This window comes from Desulfuromonas carbonis (assembly GCF_054658035.1).
In genome coordinates this window covers 2196860-2213208 of the sequence record NZ_BAAHXR010000003.1, presented here as the reverse complement: position 1 = coordinate 2213208, position 16349 = coordinate 2196860, and the positions used below count along the sequence as shown (strand labels likewise).

At 60.7% G+C, this 16349-nt stretch carries 13 protein-coding genes and 2 pseudogenes; 1 reads left to right on the top strand and 14 read right to left on the bottom strand.

The genetic code is table 11. The annotated features are described in order from the left end of the window. Nucleotides 1–183: 183 nt before the first annotated feature. Both ACYQ8E_RS17070 and ACYQ8E_RS17065 read right to left on the bottom strand, forming a co-directional pair. A pseudogene (locus tag ACYQ8E_RS17070) lies at nt 184–1368 on the bottom strand (IS256 family transposase); the annotation flags it as partial. Nucleotides 1369–1707: 339 nt separating this feature from the next. Continuing rightward, complete coding sequence (locus ACYQ8E_RS17065; RefSeq protein WP_459861535.1) at nt 1708–4839, bottom strand: DEAD/DEAH box helicase; 3132 nt, start codon at nt 4837–4839, stop codon at nt 1708–1710. 86 nt (nt 4840–4925) lie between these two features. Here ACYQ8E_RS17065 and ACYQ8E_RS17060 point away from each other — a divergent pair, with 86 nt between their 5' ends. Beyond that, nucleotides 4926–5999, top strand: coding sequence for an IS630 family transposase (locus tag ACYQ8E_RS17060; RefSeq protein ID WP_082820209.1), 1074 nt, complete (start codon nt 4926–4928; stop codon nt 5997–5999). Here ACYQ8E_RS17060 and ACYQ8E_RS17055 read toward each other — a convergent pair. The 12 genes and pseudogenes from ACYQ8E_RS17055 to rplQ all read right to left on the bottom strand — a co-directional run bounded on the left by ACYQ8E_RS17055 (nt 5983) and on the right by rplQ (nt 16349). Further along, entirely contained in the window at nt 5983–6390 is a 408-nt protein-coding gene (locus ACYQ8E_RS17055; protein ID WP_459861533.1) for a (deoxy)nucleoside triphosphate pyrophosphohydrolase, read from the bottom strand. The genes ACYQ8E_RS17060 and ACYQ8E_RS17055 overlap by 17 nt on opposite strands. 513 nt (nt 6391–6903) lie before the next feature. Next, a complete protein-coding gene (locus ACYQ8E_RS17050) occupies nt 6904–7647 on the bottom strand; it encodes an enoyl-CoA hydratase/isomerase family protein (protein ID WP_459861531.1) in 744 nt (247 codons plus the stop codon). A gap of 480 nt (nt 7648–8127) precedes the next feature. Then, nucleotides 8128–8382: pseudogene (locus ACYQ8E_RS17045) on the bottom strand (mobile mystery protein B); the annotation flags it as partial. Nucleotides 8383–8429: 47 nt separating this feature from the next. Further along, nucleotides 8430–9644 carry an IS256 family transposase gene (locus tag ACYQ8E_RS17040; RefSeq protein WP_066722594.1) on the bottom strand — a complete coding sequence of 405 codons (1215 nt, stop codon included), beginning with the start codon at nt 9642–9644 and terminating at the stop codon, nt 8430–8432. Between the two features lie 69 nt (nt 9645–9713). Then, nucleotides 9714–10049: a mobile mystery protein B gene (locus tag ACYQ8E_RS17035; protein WP_459861529.1), complete on the bottom strand. Its 336-nt coding sequence runs from the start codon at nt 10047–10049 to the stop codon at nt 9714–9716. After that, nucleotides 10046–10516 (bottom strand): mobile mystery protein A, encoded by a 471-nt coding sequence (locus tag ACYQ8E_RS17030; protein ID WP_459861527.1) that lies wholly within the window; start codon nt 10514–10516, stop codon nt 10046–10048. Before ACYQ8E_RS17030 ends, ACYQ8E_RS17035 begins: the two co-directional genes overlap by 4 nt. 272 nt (nt 10517–10788) lie before the next feature. After that, nucleotides 10789–11790, bottom strand: a complete 1002-nt coding sequence (locus ACYQ8E_RS17025) for a methyltransferase (RefSeq protein WP_459861526.1) — start codon at nt 11788–11790, stop codon at nt 10789–10791. A 317-nt stretch (nt 11791–12107) separates the two neighbouring features. Further along, nucleotides 12108–12941 (bottom strand): exodeoxyribonuclease III, encoded by an 834-nt coding sequence (xthA, locus tag ACYQ8E_RS17020; protein ID WP_459861524.1) that lies wholly within the window; start codon nt 12939–12941, stop codon nt 12108–12110. A 24-nt stretch (nt 12942–12965) separates the two neighbouring features. Then, nucleotides 12966–13754 (bottom strand): TIGR00266 family protein, encoded by a 789-nt coding sequence (locus tag ACYQ8E_RS17015; RefSeq protein ID WP_459861522.1) that lies wholly within the window; start codon nt 13752–13754, stop codon nt 12966–12968. A 261-nt stretch (nt 13755–14015) separates the two neighbouring features. Then, on the bottom strand, nt 14016–15230 hold the full coding sequence (locus ACYQ8E_RS17010) for an MFS transporter (RefSeq protein ID WP_459861521.1): 1215 nt from the start codon (nt 15228–15230) through the stop codon (nt 14016–14018). A 221-nt stretch (nt 15231–15451) separates the two neighbouring features. Further along, entirely contained in the window at nt 15452–15760 is a 309-nt protein-coding gene (locus ACYQ8E_RS17005) for a rhodanese-like domain-containing protein (protein WP_066725480.1), read from the bottom strand. Between the two features lie 88 nt (nt 15761–15848). Next, entirely contained in the window at nt 15849–16349 is a 501-nt protein-coding gene (rplQ, locus tag ACYQ8E_RS17000) for a 50S ribosomal protein L17 (RefSeq protein WP_459861518.1), read from the bottom strand.

Sequence of the window (16349 nt, the reverse complement as noted above, 5' to 3'; positions counted from 1 at the left end):
GTTACCCAGCGTCGCGAGAACTTTGATCAGTCTGACAGATTCACCGACCTCTTCCGCTCAAACTGGAAAGTTTGGATCGGAACGGGTGGAAACCTTGCGTCGGAATGACTGGCAAGTTTGGATCGGAATCAGTGGCAAGTTTGCATCGGAATCGGTGGAAAGTTTGGCTCGGAATACGCACAAGATAGAGAACTGGTTGAGGGCGGCCTTCCAGTCCCGAATCGGCAGGGTCCATTTCTTGGCGATATTGTTCAGCGCCAGGTAGAGCAGTTTGAACATGGCTGCGTCGTTGGGGAATGAGCCCCGGTTCTTGGTGACCTTGCGCAGCGACATGTTTAGCGATTCGATCGCATTGGTGGTGTAGATCACCTTGCGAATCTCCGCCGGGTAGGCGAAAAACGGGGTGATTCTCTCCCAGTTCCGCCGCCAGGACTGGCCGATGGAGGGGTGGGTTTTATCCCACTTCGCTTCGAACTCCGTCAGGTTCATTTCGGCCTGCTCGGCCGTCGCGGCCTGGTAAATGGACTTCAGATCGGCCGCCACTTCCTTGCGCTGTTTCCAGGAGACGTAGCGGAGAGAATGGCGCACCATGTGAACGAGGCAGAGCTGGACCTGGGTGCGAGGAAAGACTGCTTCGATGGCCTCGGGGAAACCTTTGAGCCCGTCCACGCAGGCGATGAAGATGTCTTCGACACCCCGGTTTTTCAACTCGGTCACCACCTGTAGCCAGAACTTGGCGCCCTCGTTCTCGGCCACCCACATGCCCAGGACCTCCTTGATGCCGTCCAGGGTGACGCCCAGGGCCAGGTAGACCGCTTTATTGCTGACGTGGCCGTTGTCTCGCACCTTGACCCGGACCGCGTCCATATAGACGATGGGATAGAGGGCGTCGAGCGGTCGGTTCTGCCAGATCTTGACCTCGTCCGCGACGGCATCGGTCACGCTGGAAATGAGGGCGGGAGAGACCTCGACGCCATAAATCTCTTCCAGATGCCCCTGGATCTCCCGGGTCGTCATCCCCCGGGCGTAGAGGGAGATGATCTTGCCGTCGAAGCCGGCGAAGCGGGTCTGGCCCTTGGGAATGATGAGCGGCTCGAAGCTGCTGTCCCGGTCACGCGGAACCTCGATCGGCAGTTTGCCGAATTCGCCCTTGATGGTTTTGGCCGACTTGCCATTGCGGGCATTGCCGCCTTTCGTGGCCACGGGAGCATGCTTCTCGTGCCCCAGGTGTTGGGTCAATTCCGCTTCCAAAGCTCGTTCCAGAAGGGCCTTGGTGAGCTGTTTAAGCAAGCCGGTTTCGCCGATCAGGTCTTCGGGCTTCTTGTAGTCGGCAAGCAGACGGTCCAGCAGATCTTTTTCGATGGCCATGGGGGCTCCTTAGAGGGTGGGGTCCCGGTGTACCCCTGAATGGCCATTTACACAATCTTTTTTACACCCTCCGCGGGAGTTTTTTACCCTATTGACCGGCGCCTTTTAATGGGTGACCCTGGAGACTTGTTTGCATCCCAAGCATGTCCTGCCCAGTGATGAATGTCTTTTCTGCCCCCCAGAAGGGGGCGAGCCATTCTCCGTTCCGTAGTGCCGCCATGTTCCTCCCTGAATCCCCTTATATGAAGTAGATTATGCGAAGAGAATTTAACTTGCATCTGCATGTGACATTTCAACTAAATCAACGCGACAATCTCTCCCATCCGCGAACAAGGCAATTTACCCACCCCTTCGATTATCCTCAAACATCTCCACCGGCATGGCATACCTGAGCCGCCAGACCATCTTGATCGGCCGCTCGTTCTCGTAACTCACCATATCCACCGGCCCCAGGTAGGTGAACGGCACCGTCACGTTATTCCGCTTCTTCTGCTCACGGGCAAAGACCAGAATCGTGTAGCCCCGCTCTTGATGGTGAATCAGGTTCTGCCCGTCGGTGTGGTGCTGGGCGGTGTTGGCCTGTGACTCCCAGTGCAGCAGCTCCCGGCTGATGGGGTAATCCGCATACATGGTGCTGGGGGAGAACTCCTTTTTCGTCTTCTGGAAGGTCACCAGCAGGGCATAGGTCTTCTGCTCGGCAAAGTGCATCACCCCGACGCCGGCCTGGCCGCTGCTCTCCAGCGTCGCCCGGCCAAAGGCCGCCTGAACTTCCCTGATGCCATACTGGGCGTGCAGCTCCAACGGCACGGCATACGGCAACTCCGGGACGATCCCGGCAACCTCGGTGCTATCCAACGACCAGGCCAGAATCTCATCCAGATCGGCGCAGACCGTCGGGTTAGCGGCGAGCCGGTGGAAGGCATCGGCCAGCGACGCTATACCCACTTTCTCCGCCTTGTCCCCCCAGATGCGGTAATAGAGCAGCATAGCCGATGAACCGGCAAGCTCCAGCGCCTCAGCCACCTGCCCGACCGCCAGCATGGCCAGCACCTGCCGCAGCAGCGCCGCTTCCCGTGGCCCATTGATAAAGGCGGCCCGGATAAGTGCCTTTTTGAGCCGTGCCAGATCGGGATCGACCGGGAGCGGCGCCAGTTGGGCCTTGGCTTTCCACTCGCTCCACGACTCCTTGGCCAGCAGCACTTCCGGCTCGTAATCGTGGTAGCGGATAAAGTTACCAAAGGTCAGCTCCTGGCCGGTCTCGCTGGTGAAGGTCTGGAGACGGTCCGGCACCTGCACGGCCAGTCGTCCGAGGTTCTCCCGGATGTTCTCCAGCACGTACTGGCGGGAGAGCCGGTCAAGCTGGATGGCGCAGCCGGCCGGGAGATGGGGGAAATCCTGCTCTACTTCCTTGTCGATGGAGAAGCGGTGCCGGGGGAGGAGCGCTTTCAGTTTGGTGTCGATGCGGTAGCGGCGGTGGGCCTGACCGACAAAGTCGAGGACGGTGAGACAGTCCTTCTCCGGGGCATGGCGCAGGCCGCGGCCGAGCTGCTGGAGAAAGACCGTCAGGCTCTCGGTGGGGCGCAGGAAGAGGACGGTGTTGATCTCCGGCACGTCCACCCCTTCACTCAATTTGTCCACGGTGAAGAGGAAGGTGAGCTGGCCGTTCTTCAGCCGGGCAAGCAGGTCGGCGCACTGGTCGCTATCGCTATTGGAGGTAAACGCGGCGGACGGGATGCCGTGCAGGCTGAACTGCTCGGCCATGTATTCGGCATGGCGGATGGTGACACAGAAGCCGATCCCCTTGAGGCTCGCCACAATCGGCTCGTAGCGGTGCATGGCGGTGATGATCGCCCCAACCCGCTGGCGAGCGCGAGCCGCATCCAGCACATAGACGTTTTCCAGCGCAGCGGCGTCGTACTTGCCATTGCGCCAGAACTGATCGCCATGGATGGCGATGGGGTCGGCAATGCCGAAATAATGGAAGGGGCAGAGGAGCTTTTCCTCCAGCGCTTCGGGGAGGCGAATCTCGGCGGCAAAACGATTGCCAAAGTCGGCGGCGACGTTGTCGCCATCCATCCGCTCCGGGGTGGCGGTCAGGCCCAATAGAATCTGTGGGGCAAAGTGGTCGAAGATCGGTCGATAGCTGCTGGCAGTGCCGTGATGGGCCTCATCGATGACGATGTAATCGTAGAAACCGCTCCCCACCTGATCCCAGAGACGGCGGGATGCGAGCATGCCGACAGAGCAGAACAGGTGCTCCAGGCGGGTGGCTTCAAAGGGGCCAACCTGCAAATCGCCGAAATTCTGGTCGCGCAGAATGTTACGGAAGGTGCCTAAAGCCTGCTGCAGGATCTCTTGCCGGTGAGCCACAAAGAGCAGCCGCACCTGCCGCTTGCGCTGCTCGAAGAAGCGTTTGAAATCGAAGGCGGCCACCACCGTCTTGCCGGTGCCGGTGGCGGCGATCACCAGGTTGCGCCAGCGGTCGTGGGCGGAGCGCTCCCGCTCCAGGGCTTCGAGAATCCGCTCCTGAAACGGATGAGGACTGAGGTCGAAAAAAACCGCTGGGCTGTATGCCCCATTACTCTTGGCGCGTGCCAGAGCACTGCGAAACTGCTCGGGCCGCTCCGGATCGAAGGGAGTAAACTCGCGGCTGTTCCAATAAGTTTCAAACTCGACAATGAACTTGTCGAGAATGTGCGGCATATCCTGTGCGGTAACCTTAAGGTTCCACTCAAGCCCACTGGTGATAGCCGCTTGGGACATATTGGCCGATCCGATGTAGGCGGTAGAAAAACTGCTCTGCCGCCGGAAGTGGTAGGCCTTGGCATGGAGGCGGGTGCGCTCGGTATCGTAGGAGACGCGCACCTGCACGTTGGGCAGCTTTGCCAGCCACTCTACTGCCGGGGCATCGGAAGCCCCCATGTAAGAGGTGGTAATCAGCCGTACCGGCACCTGCCGGTCGCGCAGGTCTTCAAAGGCCGGTAGCAGCAGTCGCAGTCCGGACCATTTGATGAAGGAGACGAGAATGTCCACGCCATCGGCGGAGCGCATCTCTTCCAATAGTTCGTGGCCGAGTTGCGGCTCCTGTGGGGAGCCGGTGAAGAGAGTGCTTTCGGCAAGCGGCGTGTGAGGCCGGGGGATGCCAGAGGAACCATAGTGTGGAGGAGTGATTTCGAGCAAGAGCGGCTTCTGGTCCGAAACAAGCCGATGCCCCTCCAGGTGATTTCTGCCAGGCTCCTTAGCGACCTGTTCAAGAACATGGTTGCAAAGGGCGCGACGCCTCTCAGGATCAGGCTCTTCACGTAGTGCCTGCTCAAGCACCCTGGCGACAAAAGCGGCGTAGCGGGCCGGCTGCTCCTCTGTGTCGATCTTGCCAAAGACAGTGCGCAGCTCAGGGTGCTTAAAAAGCACATTTTGAAGATCCTCTGAGAGGAGGGCTTCATAGATTCCTGAGGGCGGCTTATTTGCCATTGGTTCCCCCAGCTAGTGTTTAATTGCAAAACTAAGCGTTATAATATAGACTTCTTTCACCCCCACCATCGTGAAAGGAGTCGCTTATGCCGAGAAAATCTCCAATACCCCTGTGCAGCGAAAAGGACCGCCAGACACTCAGGGAATGGGCAAGCAGTCGAAGCATGGAGGCGCGCCTTGTTGAACGTGCCCGGATTATCTGCAAACTCCTTGACGGAGAATCCGTCAGCAAGGTCGCCATGGATCTTAACGTGCGCCCGAACACGGTTATTGAATGGCGGAACCGTTTCTCCGCTGCGGGTATTGCCGGGCTATATGATCGCCCGCGCTCTGGCAAACCGCCGAAATATGACCAGGCGTTTCAAACGCGAGTTCTGAAAGCGTTGGAACTTCCGCCACCGCCCGGCCAGGCATGTTGGGACGGCCCGGCGCTTGCCAAGCAGTTTGGCGCTTCGGATGATGCCATTTGGCGAGTGCTGCGCAAGCACAATATCAGCCTTGCCCGACAACGAAGTTGGTGCGTAAGCACTGATCCAGAGTTCGCACCAAAGGCGGCTGACATTATCGGGCTCTACCTGGCGCCCCCCGAAAAAGCCTTGGTGATCTCAGTCGATGAGAAACCGAGCATCCAGGCGCTTGAGCGCGCCAAAGGGTATGTCTGTACCAGTAGCGGCAAAGTCGTCCAGGGCCTAAAGAGCACCTACAAACGGCATGGAACCCTGAACCTTTTTGCGGCGCTCAACGTAGCGACAGGCGCCGTGCATACGCAGACAACCGAGTTCAAGAGAAGGGTTGATTTCCTAGCCTTCATGGATCAGGTCCTCTCAGAACTTCCGGACAGCGACCAGCGAGAAATTCACGTGATCCTGGACAATTATTGCATTCATAAACGCAACGACGAATGGCTTGCGCAGCACCCAAACGTCATGTTTCACTTTACACCGACTTCTGCAAGTTGGCTCAATCAAGTCGAGATATGGTTCGGCATTCTTTCACGTAAGGCACTGAAGAACGCCAGTTTTCAAAGCATTGACCAGTTGCGTGCGGCCATCGAGGCCTTTATAGAAGCCTATCAGCCCAACGCCAAGCCTTTTGTATGGCGTAAGCGAGAGGTCAAGGGGTCGCAACTGAGAAACACTATCGCTAACTTTTGCAACTAGACACTAGGTACTTGAGATAGTTCTGCAGCACCGGGATGTCAGCGTCAGCCCAGTCAAGGGAAGGGAGTTTCACAGGCACTACCCATGCAACAGCCTTATGCTCGGTTAGGACGATGACGTCCGAATTCATTGTGCATATGAAGGGGTGAAGGGTAATTCCAAAGGCGGGGTATTGCCAGTCCGAGGGAGGGAGGGAATCCTTGATGTGAATGCCAATACCTAATTCCTCTTCAATCTCCCGTTTCAAACACGTGGCAGCGTCTTCATGGGGGTGAAGCTTACCGCCAGGGAACTCCCACTTAAGGGGGAGGCTCATCGACTCGCTGCGTTGAGCGGCTAGAACCAAGCCGTCTTTTTCGATGATTGCGCAGGAGACATCAATCGTTTTCAAGATCCTACCCCTCATCAAACAAAAGAATTAAACCACCATCAAAACAAAGAAGGCCGCGCCACCGGCATTACCCGGCAGTCGCGGCCCTTAATTTTAAACTTCCATTTTCCCGAACGATCCCGCCAACATCATCCCCCCACAGGGTCTAAGAAATAAGACCTTGCCAAGATACGCCGTGGGGGATGAAGGTGTCAATGCGGAATCCGTGGTCGGCGCTGGCAACTGGCGCCTGGCAACGGCGACAATATCGGACGAAAACCCGGTTTCGCGCGGATCAGGTCCGATCAGTTCGGATAAGAATCTGATTAACCCCTGATCTCCTGTTTGAGTCCGACCTTAATCGGACCTGATCCGAAGTTATCCGCGAGAGACGCCTTAAGCCTTTGGGTATCACACGGATCAGGCCCGATCACTTCGGATAAAAATCGGATCAAGCCTTGGTCTCTGGGTCAATCCGAACTTAATCAGACCCGATCCGAATTTATCCGCGTGCGACGCCTCTTACCCTTCCTGTTACGGCTGACCACCCCTCCCCCGCTCCGCCATCAGCGGCAGCAGCACCTCCCGAAACGCCCGGTCGTGCTCCACCGCAAAGGTCGCCTCGAAATCCCCGCCGGCACTGGCGTTCATCATCGCCTTGGCAAAACGCAAGGTCGCCGCCGGCGCCGCCAGGATCTCGGCGGCAAGGGCCAGCGCCCGGTCCAGCAGCCCGTCGCCGGAGACGATCTCGTTGACCAGGCCGATCCGCAACGCCTCGGCAGCATCGATGCGCCGGCCGGTGAGACAGAGTTCGCGGGCGCGGCCGGCGCCGACCACCCAGGCGAGGAGCGAGTAGAGCGGCGGGGCGCCGAACTTTCCCTCGGGATGGCCGAAGCTGGCACTTTCGCTCGCCAGCCGCAGGTCGCAGAGGAGCGCCAGGTCGAGGCCGCCCCCCAGGGCCGGGCCGTCGATGGCGGCGATGACCGGCTTGGGGAAGTGCCAGAGGTCGCGGTGGTAGCGGGCCGAGGAGGCGAAGAGGTCGTCGAAGCGCGCCGGGTCGGCGAAGTCCTTGAGGTCGAAGCCGGCGCAGAAGACCGGCCCGCTGCCACGGATCACCACCGCCCCCACCGCCGGGTCGTCGCGCCAGAGGGCAAGGCAGGCACTCAACTCTTCGCGCAGGGCGATGGAGAGGGCGTTGCGCTGCTGCGGACGGTTAAGGGTAAGGAGGGCGGCGCCGTCGGGGCGGATTTCGGTGGTGAGGTGCTGAAAGCTCGACATCGGTTCCTCCGCTTGCAGTCAAATTCAAAGACGGATTTCGCGCGGATCAGGTCCGATCACTTCGGATAAAGATCGGATCAGGCATTAGTTTCTGGATTGAATCAGAACCTGATCAGATCTGATCCGAAGTAATCCGCGTGACACGCCTTTAAGGCCTTGGGGTTCTCGCGGATCAGGCCTGATCACTTCGGATAAAATTCGGATCAAGCCCTAGCCATTTCGATCAATCAGAACCTAATCAGATCTGATCCGAAGTAATCCGCGTGACACGCCTTTAAGGCTTTGGGTTTCTCGCGGATCAGGTCCGATCACTTTGGATAAAAATCGGATCAGGCCTGGGTTTTTGGTTCAATCCGAAACTAATCAGATTCGACCAGAAGTTATCCGCGCGAGACGCCTATGCCGCACGTGGAAGGGACATTCCCGGAGCAACCACCGGACCAGACGTCAATAAAACCGCGGTATTCGCGGCGAATAGTTTTACGACCGAACAAAAACCAGCAGTGGGCCATAGTCGTGGCGATCTGCTGCCTGCAGGGCCTCAATGTAGCGGCGGCGGCATTCACCAGCGTTGGTCAGATTCTCCTGACCCCAGCTGAAACGTTTCTGCCCCAGCAGATGAACCAGCAGCACATCAGCCATCAGGCGTGCATGGCGACCATTCCCGTTGGCAAACGCATGAATGGCGACCAGGCGATGATGAAACCTGGCGGCAATCTCATCGGGTGGGTAGGATTGAGGCGGTGTAAATCAGTTTGTGTAAATGGCTTGGGTTTTTGTCGTCAGTAAACCGGCAACCTGCCTTCGAACAAGATAGAGAACTGGTTGAGGGCGGCCTTCCAGTCCCGAATCGGCAGGGTCCATTTCTTGGCGATATTGTTTAGCGCCAGGTAGAGCAGTTTGAACATGGCTGCGTCGTTGGGGAATGAGCCCCGGTTCTTGGTGACCTTGCGCAGCGACATGTTTAGCGATTCGATCGCATTGGTGGTGTAGATCACCTTGCGAATCTCCGCCGGGTAGGCGAAAAACGGGGTGATTCTCTCCCAGTTGCGCCGCCAGGACTGGCCGATGGAGGGGTGGGTTTTATCCCACTTCGCTTCGAACTCCGTCAGGTTCATTTCGGCCTGCTCGGCCGTCGCGGCCTGGTAAATGGACTTCAGATCGGCCGCCACTTCCTTGCGCTGTTTCCAGGAGACGTAGCGGAGAGAATGGCGCACCATGTGAACGAGGCAGAGCTGGACCTGGGTGCGAGGAAAGACTGCTTCGATGGCCTCGGGGAAACCTTTGAGCCCGTCCACGCAGGCGATGAAGATGTCTTCGACACCCCGGTTTTTCAACTCGGTCACCACCTGTAGCCAGAACTTGGCGCCCTCGTTCTCGGCCACCCACATGCCCAGGACCTCCTTGATGCCGTCCAGGGTGACGCCCAGGGCCAGGTAGACCGCTTTATTGCTGACGTGGCCGTTGTCTCGCACCTTGACCCGGACCGCGTCCATATAGACGATGGGATAGAGGGCGTCGAGCGGTCGGTTCTGCCAGATCTTGACCTCGTCCGCGACGGCATCGGTCACGCTGGAAATGAGGGCGGGAGAGACCTCGACGCCATAAATCTCTTCCAGATGCCCCTGGATCTCCCGGGTCGTCATCCCCCGGGCGTAGAGGGAGATGATCTTGCCGTCGAAGCCGGCGAAGCGGGTCTGGCCCTTGGGAATGATGAGCGGCTCGAAGCTGCTGTCCCGGTCACGCGGAACCTCGATCGGCAGTTTGCCGAATTCGCCCTTGATGGTTTTGGCCGACTTGCCATTGCGGGCATTGCCGCCTTTCGTGGCCACGGGAGCATGCTTCTCGTGCCCCAGGTGTTGGGTCAATTCCGCTTCCAAAGCTCGTTCCAGAAGGGCCTTGGTGAGCTGTTTAAGCAAGCCGGTTTCGCCGATCAGGTCTTCGGGCTTCTTGTAGTCGGCAAGCAGACGGTCCAGCAGATCTTTTTCGATGGCCATGGGGGCTCCTTAGAGGGTGGGGTCCCGGTGTACCCCTGAATGGCCATTTACACAATCTTTTTTACACCCTCAGGATTGATACTCCAGCCAGCCATTGACCTCTTGAAACAACTGACGCAGCGCGACCGGAACCTGCATCCATTCGATACCGATATTCTTCTGACTCCGGCGAAAGTCACCAGCCCAACGCCAGACGTTGCCGAACATCCTCTTGTGCAGATCGCGAGCGTATTTCTCGGTCAGGATGTCCTTTTGCTTGCGCCTGAGAACCGCGTCCTCTGCCCCCGAGATATTCTCCTGCTCCCAGCGATCGAGCTCTTCTCGCGTGCGGATATGCGGCAACAAAAGCCCCTGCGCCTCATCGGGATCGATCGGTGTGGCCCCTGCAGGATAGTCAAAGTTCATGGGATATCGGACCAGAAATCATTGGGAATGTTGCGGATCAGCTCTTCGACCTTCTCTTCAAGCATCTTTTGCTGTTCATCGTCCGATACCAACTGGTCTTCCAGAAGCATGGTATGCGAAGTCCGGGCGAGACGCCTGGCGGCAACCTTCCGGGCTTGCTGACGTACGGTCTCTTCCAGACTGGTACGTGGCACGACCGCGTAAACAAACTGACAGTCCATGGCTGCGGCGGCCTGCCGCATGCTCTTGAGAGTCAGCGCCCCGGACAGCTCGTCCCTCTCCAGTTGAACGATACGCGGCTGACTGACCTCCAGCCGCTCACCCAGTTGCTTGCCGGACATGCCGAGGGCTTCCCGGATGGAACGCAACCAGCCCTTGACGGGGGGCTGCAGGGCTTTGACATTGGCCAGCTGGGCAAAGGTCTTATCGAGCTGGTCCCGCATGGTACGACGATGTTTTGGCTGCATATATAACCCCTATATTATTAATCTCCATGATTTTTATAATATATGGATTATATTTGTCAACAAAAAGATAACTTATTTATTATACAGCTGCGCATGTTAAGCAGGCCCTCCGACAGCTTCCCCCGGGGGAAAAGCCCTTATGCGGGGTCTCTCGCGGATCAGGACTGATCACTTCGGATAAAAATCGGATCAGGCCTCGGTTCCTGGTTCAATCCGAACCTAATCAGATTCGATCCGAAGTTATCCATGTGACACGCTTTTGCCTTGCTGGTTCAGGGTTTCCGTCCCACCATCACCCCCGCCCCGTTGGGCAGCTCCAGGGGAATCCGCTCGACCGCTTGCAGCCCGGCCTCGCGCAGCATCGCCGCCAGCTCCGGCTCGCTGTAGGACTGGCCGTCAGGAGTGCCGATCAGCATGTTGAGGGAGAAGAGGGCCGGGAAGAGGGGCGAAGTGCGCTCAAGGTCGAGGATGAACTCCTGCACCAGCAGCAGGCCCCCCGGCTCCAGCGCCGCGACTGCCTTGGCGAGAAGCGCCGCGCATTGCCGCGGACCCTCGCTGTGAAGGACGTGGGAGAGCCAGGCGACGTCGAAAGAGCCGGGAATGGCGTCGTCGTTGAAATCGCCGGCGACAAAGTCGATGCGCTCGCGGAGACCGAACCGGGCGACGGTCTCTTCGGCGAAGGGGCGGGTCGTCGGCAGGTCGACGATGGTGGCCCGCAGCTGCGGGTTGCGGCGGCAGAAGTGGATGGCGTAGGTGCCGGGACCGCCGCCGAGATCAAGCAGGTGCCGGCGCCCGGCGAGGTCGACCTGGGCCGCGACCTTGGGGGCGAGGAGGTTGGCGAGGTTGAACATCCCCATCAGGAAGGCTTCGCGCTCTGCCTCCCCGGCATCGTGGGAGGCGCGCCGCCGCACCGGCGCACCGCTGCGCACCGCCTCGTCGAGGCGGCTCCAGCTCTCGACCAGGTGATGGTGGTGCAGGATGATGTGGCCGAGGTAGCCGGGGGCGTTGCGGTCGAGGAAGGCGGCGGCAAAGTCGGTGGCGGCGTAGTTCTCCCCCTCCTTGCGCAGCAGCTCCAGCGCGGCGAGGGCGTCGAGGAGCATCGCCAGCCCGCGCGCGGGGATCGCCAGCGCCGCGGCGAGCTCGGCGGCGCTGCGCGGCTGCTCCGTCAATTGGGTGAAGAGGTCGAGCTTGACCCCGGCGTGCAGGGTGCAGGTCTGCCAGTAGCTGCCGGAGAGTTTGAGCAGCTCGGCGGGGGTCCAGGTGGTCGTTTCCATGGGATCTCCTGTTTGTAAGACTCAAATGGCAAGGGCCTAACTGCGGGGTTTCTCGCGGATCAAGTCCGATCATTTCGGATAAAAGTCTGATCAGCCTTAGGCTCTTGACTCAATCCGAACCTGATCAGATCTGATCCGAAGTTATCCGCGCGAGACGCCTTTAAGGCCTGGGGTTTCTCGCGGATCAGGTCCGATCACTTCGGATAAAAATCGGATCAGACTCAGGCTATAGGTTGAATCCGAACCTAATCAGATCTGATCCGAAGTTATCCGCGCGACACGCTTTGAACTTATCGTCGCCCCGCAAACCTCGCTCCTTAATCGAGCTCCACCCAGACCGGGCAATGATCGGACGGCCGCTCCATGGCGCGGATCTCGTAGTCGATACCGGCGCCGGTGCAGCGCGCCAGCAGTGGCGCGGTGACGAGGATGTGGTCGATGCGCAGGCCGCGGCGCGGGTCGGACTCGAAGCCGCGGCTGCGGTAGTCGAACCAGCTGAAGCGGTCGTCGAACCAGCTGAAGCGGTCGTCGACCTGCGGATGGAGGGCGCGGAAGCTGTCGTGCAGCCCCCAGGTGGTGAGGCGTTCGAACCATTCACGCTCCTCGGGGAGGAAGCTGGTCTTGCCGGTGCGCAGCCAGCGCTTGGCGTTGTCGGCGCCGATGCCGATATCGAGGTCGACGGGGGCGACGTTGAAATCCCCCAGCAGGGCGAGGGGGGTGGCCGGGTCACAGTGCTCCTCAAGGTAGCCCAGCAGATCGGCGTAGAACTGTTCCTTGGCCGGAAACTTGACCGGGTGGTCGCGGCTCTCTCCCTGCGGGAAGTAGCCGTTGAGCACCTGCAGCTCGCTGCCGTCAGCGAGCCGGTAGCGGCCGGCGACGAAGCGCTTCTGCGCCCCGTTGCCGTCGCCGGGAAAACCGATCTGCTCCTGGAGCGGCTGCTGCCGGGAGAGGAGGGCGACGCCGTAGTGGGTCTTCTGCCCGGCGTAGACCGGTTGGTAGCCGAGGGCGGCAATCGCGGCGAGGGGAAAGTCGCCATCCTGGACCTTGGTCTCCTGCAGGCCGATGATCTCCGGCTGGTGGGCGGCAACCAGCGCCTCGAGCTGGTGGAGGCGGCTGCGGATGCTGTTGACATTGAAGGAGACGAGTTTCATGGGCATTTCCTGGTGACCGGTATTTCAGTTGCCGTCGAGGAGCCGGCCGAGGCCGCCGAGGACCGACCCTTCGCCGGTCTGGGCGCCCCCCTGGCGCGGCGCGTTGGCAAGGATGCGGTCGGCGAGACGGCTGAAGGGGAGGCTCTGCAGCCAGACCTTGCCATGCCCGCGCAGGGTGGCGAGAAAGAGCCCCTCGCCGCCGAAGAACATGCTCTTGAGGTTGCCGGCGCGCTCGATGTCGTACTGGACGGTCGGCTCGAAGGCGACGAGGCAGCCGGTGTCGACCCGCAGCGTCTCCCCCTTGAGCTCGCGCTCGACGATGGTGCCACAGGCGTGAATGAAGACCAGGCCGTCCCCCTGCAGCCGCTGCAGGATGAACCCCTCGCCGCCGAAGAAGCCGACGCCGAGCTTGCGCTGGAAGGCGATGCCGAGGGCGGTGCCGAAGGCGGCACAGAGGAACGATTCCTTCTGGCAGAGGATCTCCCCGCCGAGGCGGCCGAGGTCGAGGGGGATGATCCGCCCCGGGAAGGGGGCGGCGAAGGCGACGTGGGCCTTGCCGGGACCGCGGTGGGTGAAGTGGGTCATGAAGAGGGATTCGCCGGTCAAGGCACGCTTGCCGGCGCTGAAGAGCTTGCCGAGCATCCCCTGGTCGGGCCGGGAGCCGTCCCCCATGCGGGTCTCGAAGACGATCCCCTCCTCCATGTAGTTCATCGCCCCGGCCTCGGCGATCACCGTCTCGCCCGGGTCGAGTTCGACCTGCACCATCTGCATATCGTCGCCGATAATCCGGTAGTCGACTTCGTGACATTTCATCGGTCTGCTCCTTGAAAAAAGAAGGGTCAAAGGGGTTGCGCGCGGGTCACTGCAGATCAAACCGCGATTTTTCCATCCGATTCTAGCAGATTCTATTTGACAGAAACCAGGGTCTTAACTGCGTGTCGCGCGGATAACTTCGGATCAGGTCTGATTAAAATCGGATTTTACCAAAGACCTGGGCCTGATCCGATTTTTATCCGAAGTGATCGGACCTGATCCGCGTGAAACCCAGCCTTGGCCTGGATTTGAGCCAGCCAGTCAGGAAGGCCCGGCCCCATTGTAAGGCCGCAATTTAATACGCCAGGCGTAAAAGAAGAGCGGAACCATCAGCAGGCCACCGCAGAGGTACGGCAGGGTTGGATGGAGCTGGTAGAGGCTGGTGCCGATCAGTGGGCCGAGGACGAAGCCGGCCGCCGGACAGGCCGAAACCAGGCCGCCGACCGCCCCCTGCTCCCTCGGACCGACAGCGAGGGAGGCGCCGGCGGTGAAGCCGGGGGCGACCAGGCCGAGGCCGAGGCCGAGCACCGCCATCGCGGCGACCAGCAGCGGGATGCTGCCGGCGGCGAGGAGAGCCGCGTAGCCGAGCAGCAGGATCGGCAGCCCGCTGCGCAGCAGTCGGGTCGGCGTCATCGCCCGCCGCCGCACCACGAAGGTCTGGGCGAAGAGAGACATCACCGCCGAGGCCATCAGCCCCATGCCGATCGCCTGGGCGGTGGCGCGGGCGTCGAGGACGAAGCGGTCCTGGAAGTAGAAACCGATGGTCTGGCTCGTCATCGAAAAGGCGAAGAAGGTCGCGAAACCGACCAGGATAAAGGGGAAGTAGCGCCGGTCGAAGAGCTTGAGGCGCCCGCGGCGGTTGCGCGCCGGCTCCTGCCGCTCCGGCTCACGGACGATCAGCGCCAGCAGCAGCGCGCTCAGCAGGGCAACGCCGGCGGCAATGTAGAGGGGGGCGAGGAGGCCGAGGGCGACCAGCAGGCCGCTCAGGGCCGGGCCGAGGATCGCGCCGAGGGTGCGGGCGGCGCCGAGGCGCCCCATCCCGGCGGTGCGCTCCCCGGCGCTGGTGGTGTCGGCGATATAGGCGGCAGCAGCACTCGGCGCCGCCGACATCAGCGCCGCCATCAGCACCCGCGCGCTGATGGCGAGCAGGTAGAGGGGGAGCCCGGTAAGCAGGCCGCGCAGCCCGACGAAAAAGACGAGGGCGAAGAGAAAGCAGCCGAGGGCATAGCCGAACTGGCCGACGAGGAGCCCCGGCTTGCGCCCCCAGCGGTCGCAGAACCGGCCCCAGACCGGGCTGGCGAGGGTAAAGACGAGGGAGGAGCAGGTGATGATCAGGCCGACCTGCAGTTCGCCGAATCCGACTTCCCGCCCCAGCGGGGCGAGCAGGGCGAAGGTCATCGACTGCCCCATGCCGGTGGCGAGGAGACTGAACAGGACGAGGTTGGTGGCGAGGGTGGCCGAGTGGGCGAATTTCATCTGCGGGCGTCTTGACAGGGTGGAAGAGGTGCAGGCTGCACCGCCACCATACCCCCGGGGGGAGGGAGTGTCAACGGGAGGGGGGGAGTTGAATTTTGAATTTTGAATCAAAAGTTGGGTTCAATTCCCCGCAGCTTGCTGCGCGATTTTTACTAAGGGTGTAGGCTGTTGATACCCCGTAGCTTGCTGCGGGGTAGTTCATTTTTGAATTTTGCGGCAAGCTACCTGGCCAGGGGCAGGCCGGCGCGGCGCCAGCCATTCATGTGGCCGTCGAGGAGTTCGACGTTGCGGTAGCCGGAGAGGGCGAGGAAGGTCCTGCCGAGCTGGGCGCGGGGACCGTGTTCGCAGGTGACGACCAGCTGCGTCCCCTTGTCAGCAGGGAGCTTCGCCAGGCGCAGCAGGATCTGCAGCGCGGGGGCATGGATGGCGCCGGGGATGTGGCCGGCGCGGTATTCGAAACCGCTGCGCACATCGACGACCACGGGCGGTTGTTTGCTCTTCAACTGGCGGGCGAGTTCCCTGGCCTGCATCGGTTCACCTCATCGCACTTGCGCATAACGACAAGAGGGCAGGCCGCCATGCGCCCTGCCCTCCTGTTCGATCCAAACCTAATTTGGCTTACTCGGCCTTCGGCTCTTCCGCCGCAGCGGCTTCCGCGGCCGGGGCCTCTTCGACCGTAGCGGCTTCCTCGACCACCGGGGCCGGCGCAGCTTTCTTCTTGGCGGCAGGCTTGGCCTTGGGCGCCTTCACCTTGGCGGTGAACTCTTCCTCGACCAGCTCGATGATCGACTGCGGCGCGTTGTCGCCGAGGCGGTTGCCGAGCTTGATGATCCGGGTGTAACCACCGGGACGGCTGGCGTAACGGGGTCCGAGGCGGTCGAAGAGCTTGGCGACGACCTTTTTGTCCATGATCGTCTCGGCAGCCTGGCGGCGGGCGTGCAGGTCGCCGCGCTTGCCGAGGGTGATCAGGCGGTCGGCAATCTTGCGCAGTTCCTTGGCGCGGCAGTCGGTGGTGACAATCCGCTCGGAGTCGAGCAGGCTGGTCACCATGTTGCGCATCATGGCCTTGCGGTGGCTGGAGTTGCGTCCGAGCTTGCGGCCGGATTTATTGTGACGCAT

Excerpts from the sequence above, each read along its gene's own strand:
- ACYQ8E_RS17035 (WP_459861529.1), bottom strand. The coding sequence starts at position 10,049 with ATGAACTTTGACTATCCTGCAGGGGCCACACCGATCGATCCCGATGAG.
- ACYQ8E_RS17005 (WP_066725480.1), bottom strand. The coding sequence starts at position 15,760 with ATGCAGGCCAGGGAACTCGCCCGCCAGTTGAAGAGCAAACAACCGCCC.
- ACYQ8E_RS17025 (WP_459861526.1), bottom strand. The coding sequence starts at position 11,790 with ATGGAAACGACCACCTGGACCCCCGCCGAGCTGCTCAAACTCTCCGGC.
- ACYQ8E_RS17060 (WP_082820209.1), top strand. The coding sequence starts at position 4,926 with ATGCCGAGAAAATCTCCAATACCCCTGTGCAGCGAAAAGGACCGCCAG.
- xthA (WP_459861524.1), bottom strand. The coding sequence starts at position 12,941 with ATGAAACTCGTCTCCTTCAATGTCAACAGCATCCGCAGCCGCCTCCAC.
- ACYQ8E_RS17050 (WP_459861531.1), bottom strand. The coding sequence starts at position 7,647 with ATGTCGAGCTTTCAGCACCTCACCACCGAAATCCGCCCCGACGGCGCC.
- rplQ (WP_459861518.1), bottom strand. The coding sequence starts at position 16,349 with ATGCGTCACAATAAATCCGGCCGCAAGCTCGGACGCAACTCCAGCCAC.
- ACYQ8E_RS17015 (WP_459861522.1), bottom strand. The coding sequence starts at position 13,754 with ATGAAATGTCACGAAGTCGACTACCGGATTATCGGCGACGATATGCAG.
- ACYQ8E_RS17030 (WP_459861527.1), bottom strand. The coding sequence starts at position 10,516 with ATGCAGCCAAAACATCGTCGTACCATGCGGGACCAGCTCGATAAGACC.
- ACYQ8E_RS17040 (WP_066722594.1), bottom strand. The coding sequence starts at position 9,644 with ATGGCCATCGAAAAAGATCTGCTGGACCGTCTGCTTGCCGACTACAAG.
- ACYQ8E_RS17065 (WP_459861535.1), bottom strand. The coding sequence starts at position 4,839 with ATGGCAAATAAGCCGCCCTCAGGAATCTATGAAGCCCTCCTCTCAGAG.
- ACYQ8E_RS17010 (WP_459861521.1), bottom strand. The coding sequence starts at position 15,230 with ATGAAATTCGCCCACTCGGCCACCCTCGCCACCAACCTCGTCCTGTTC.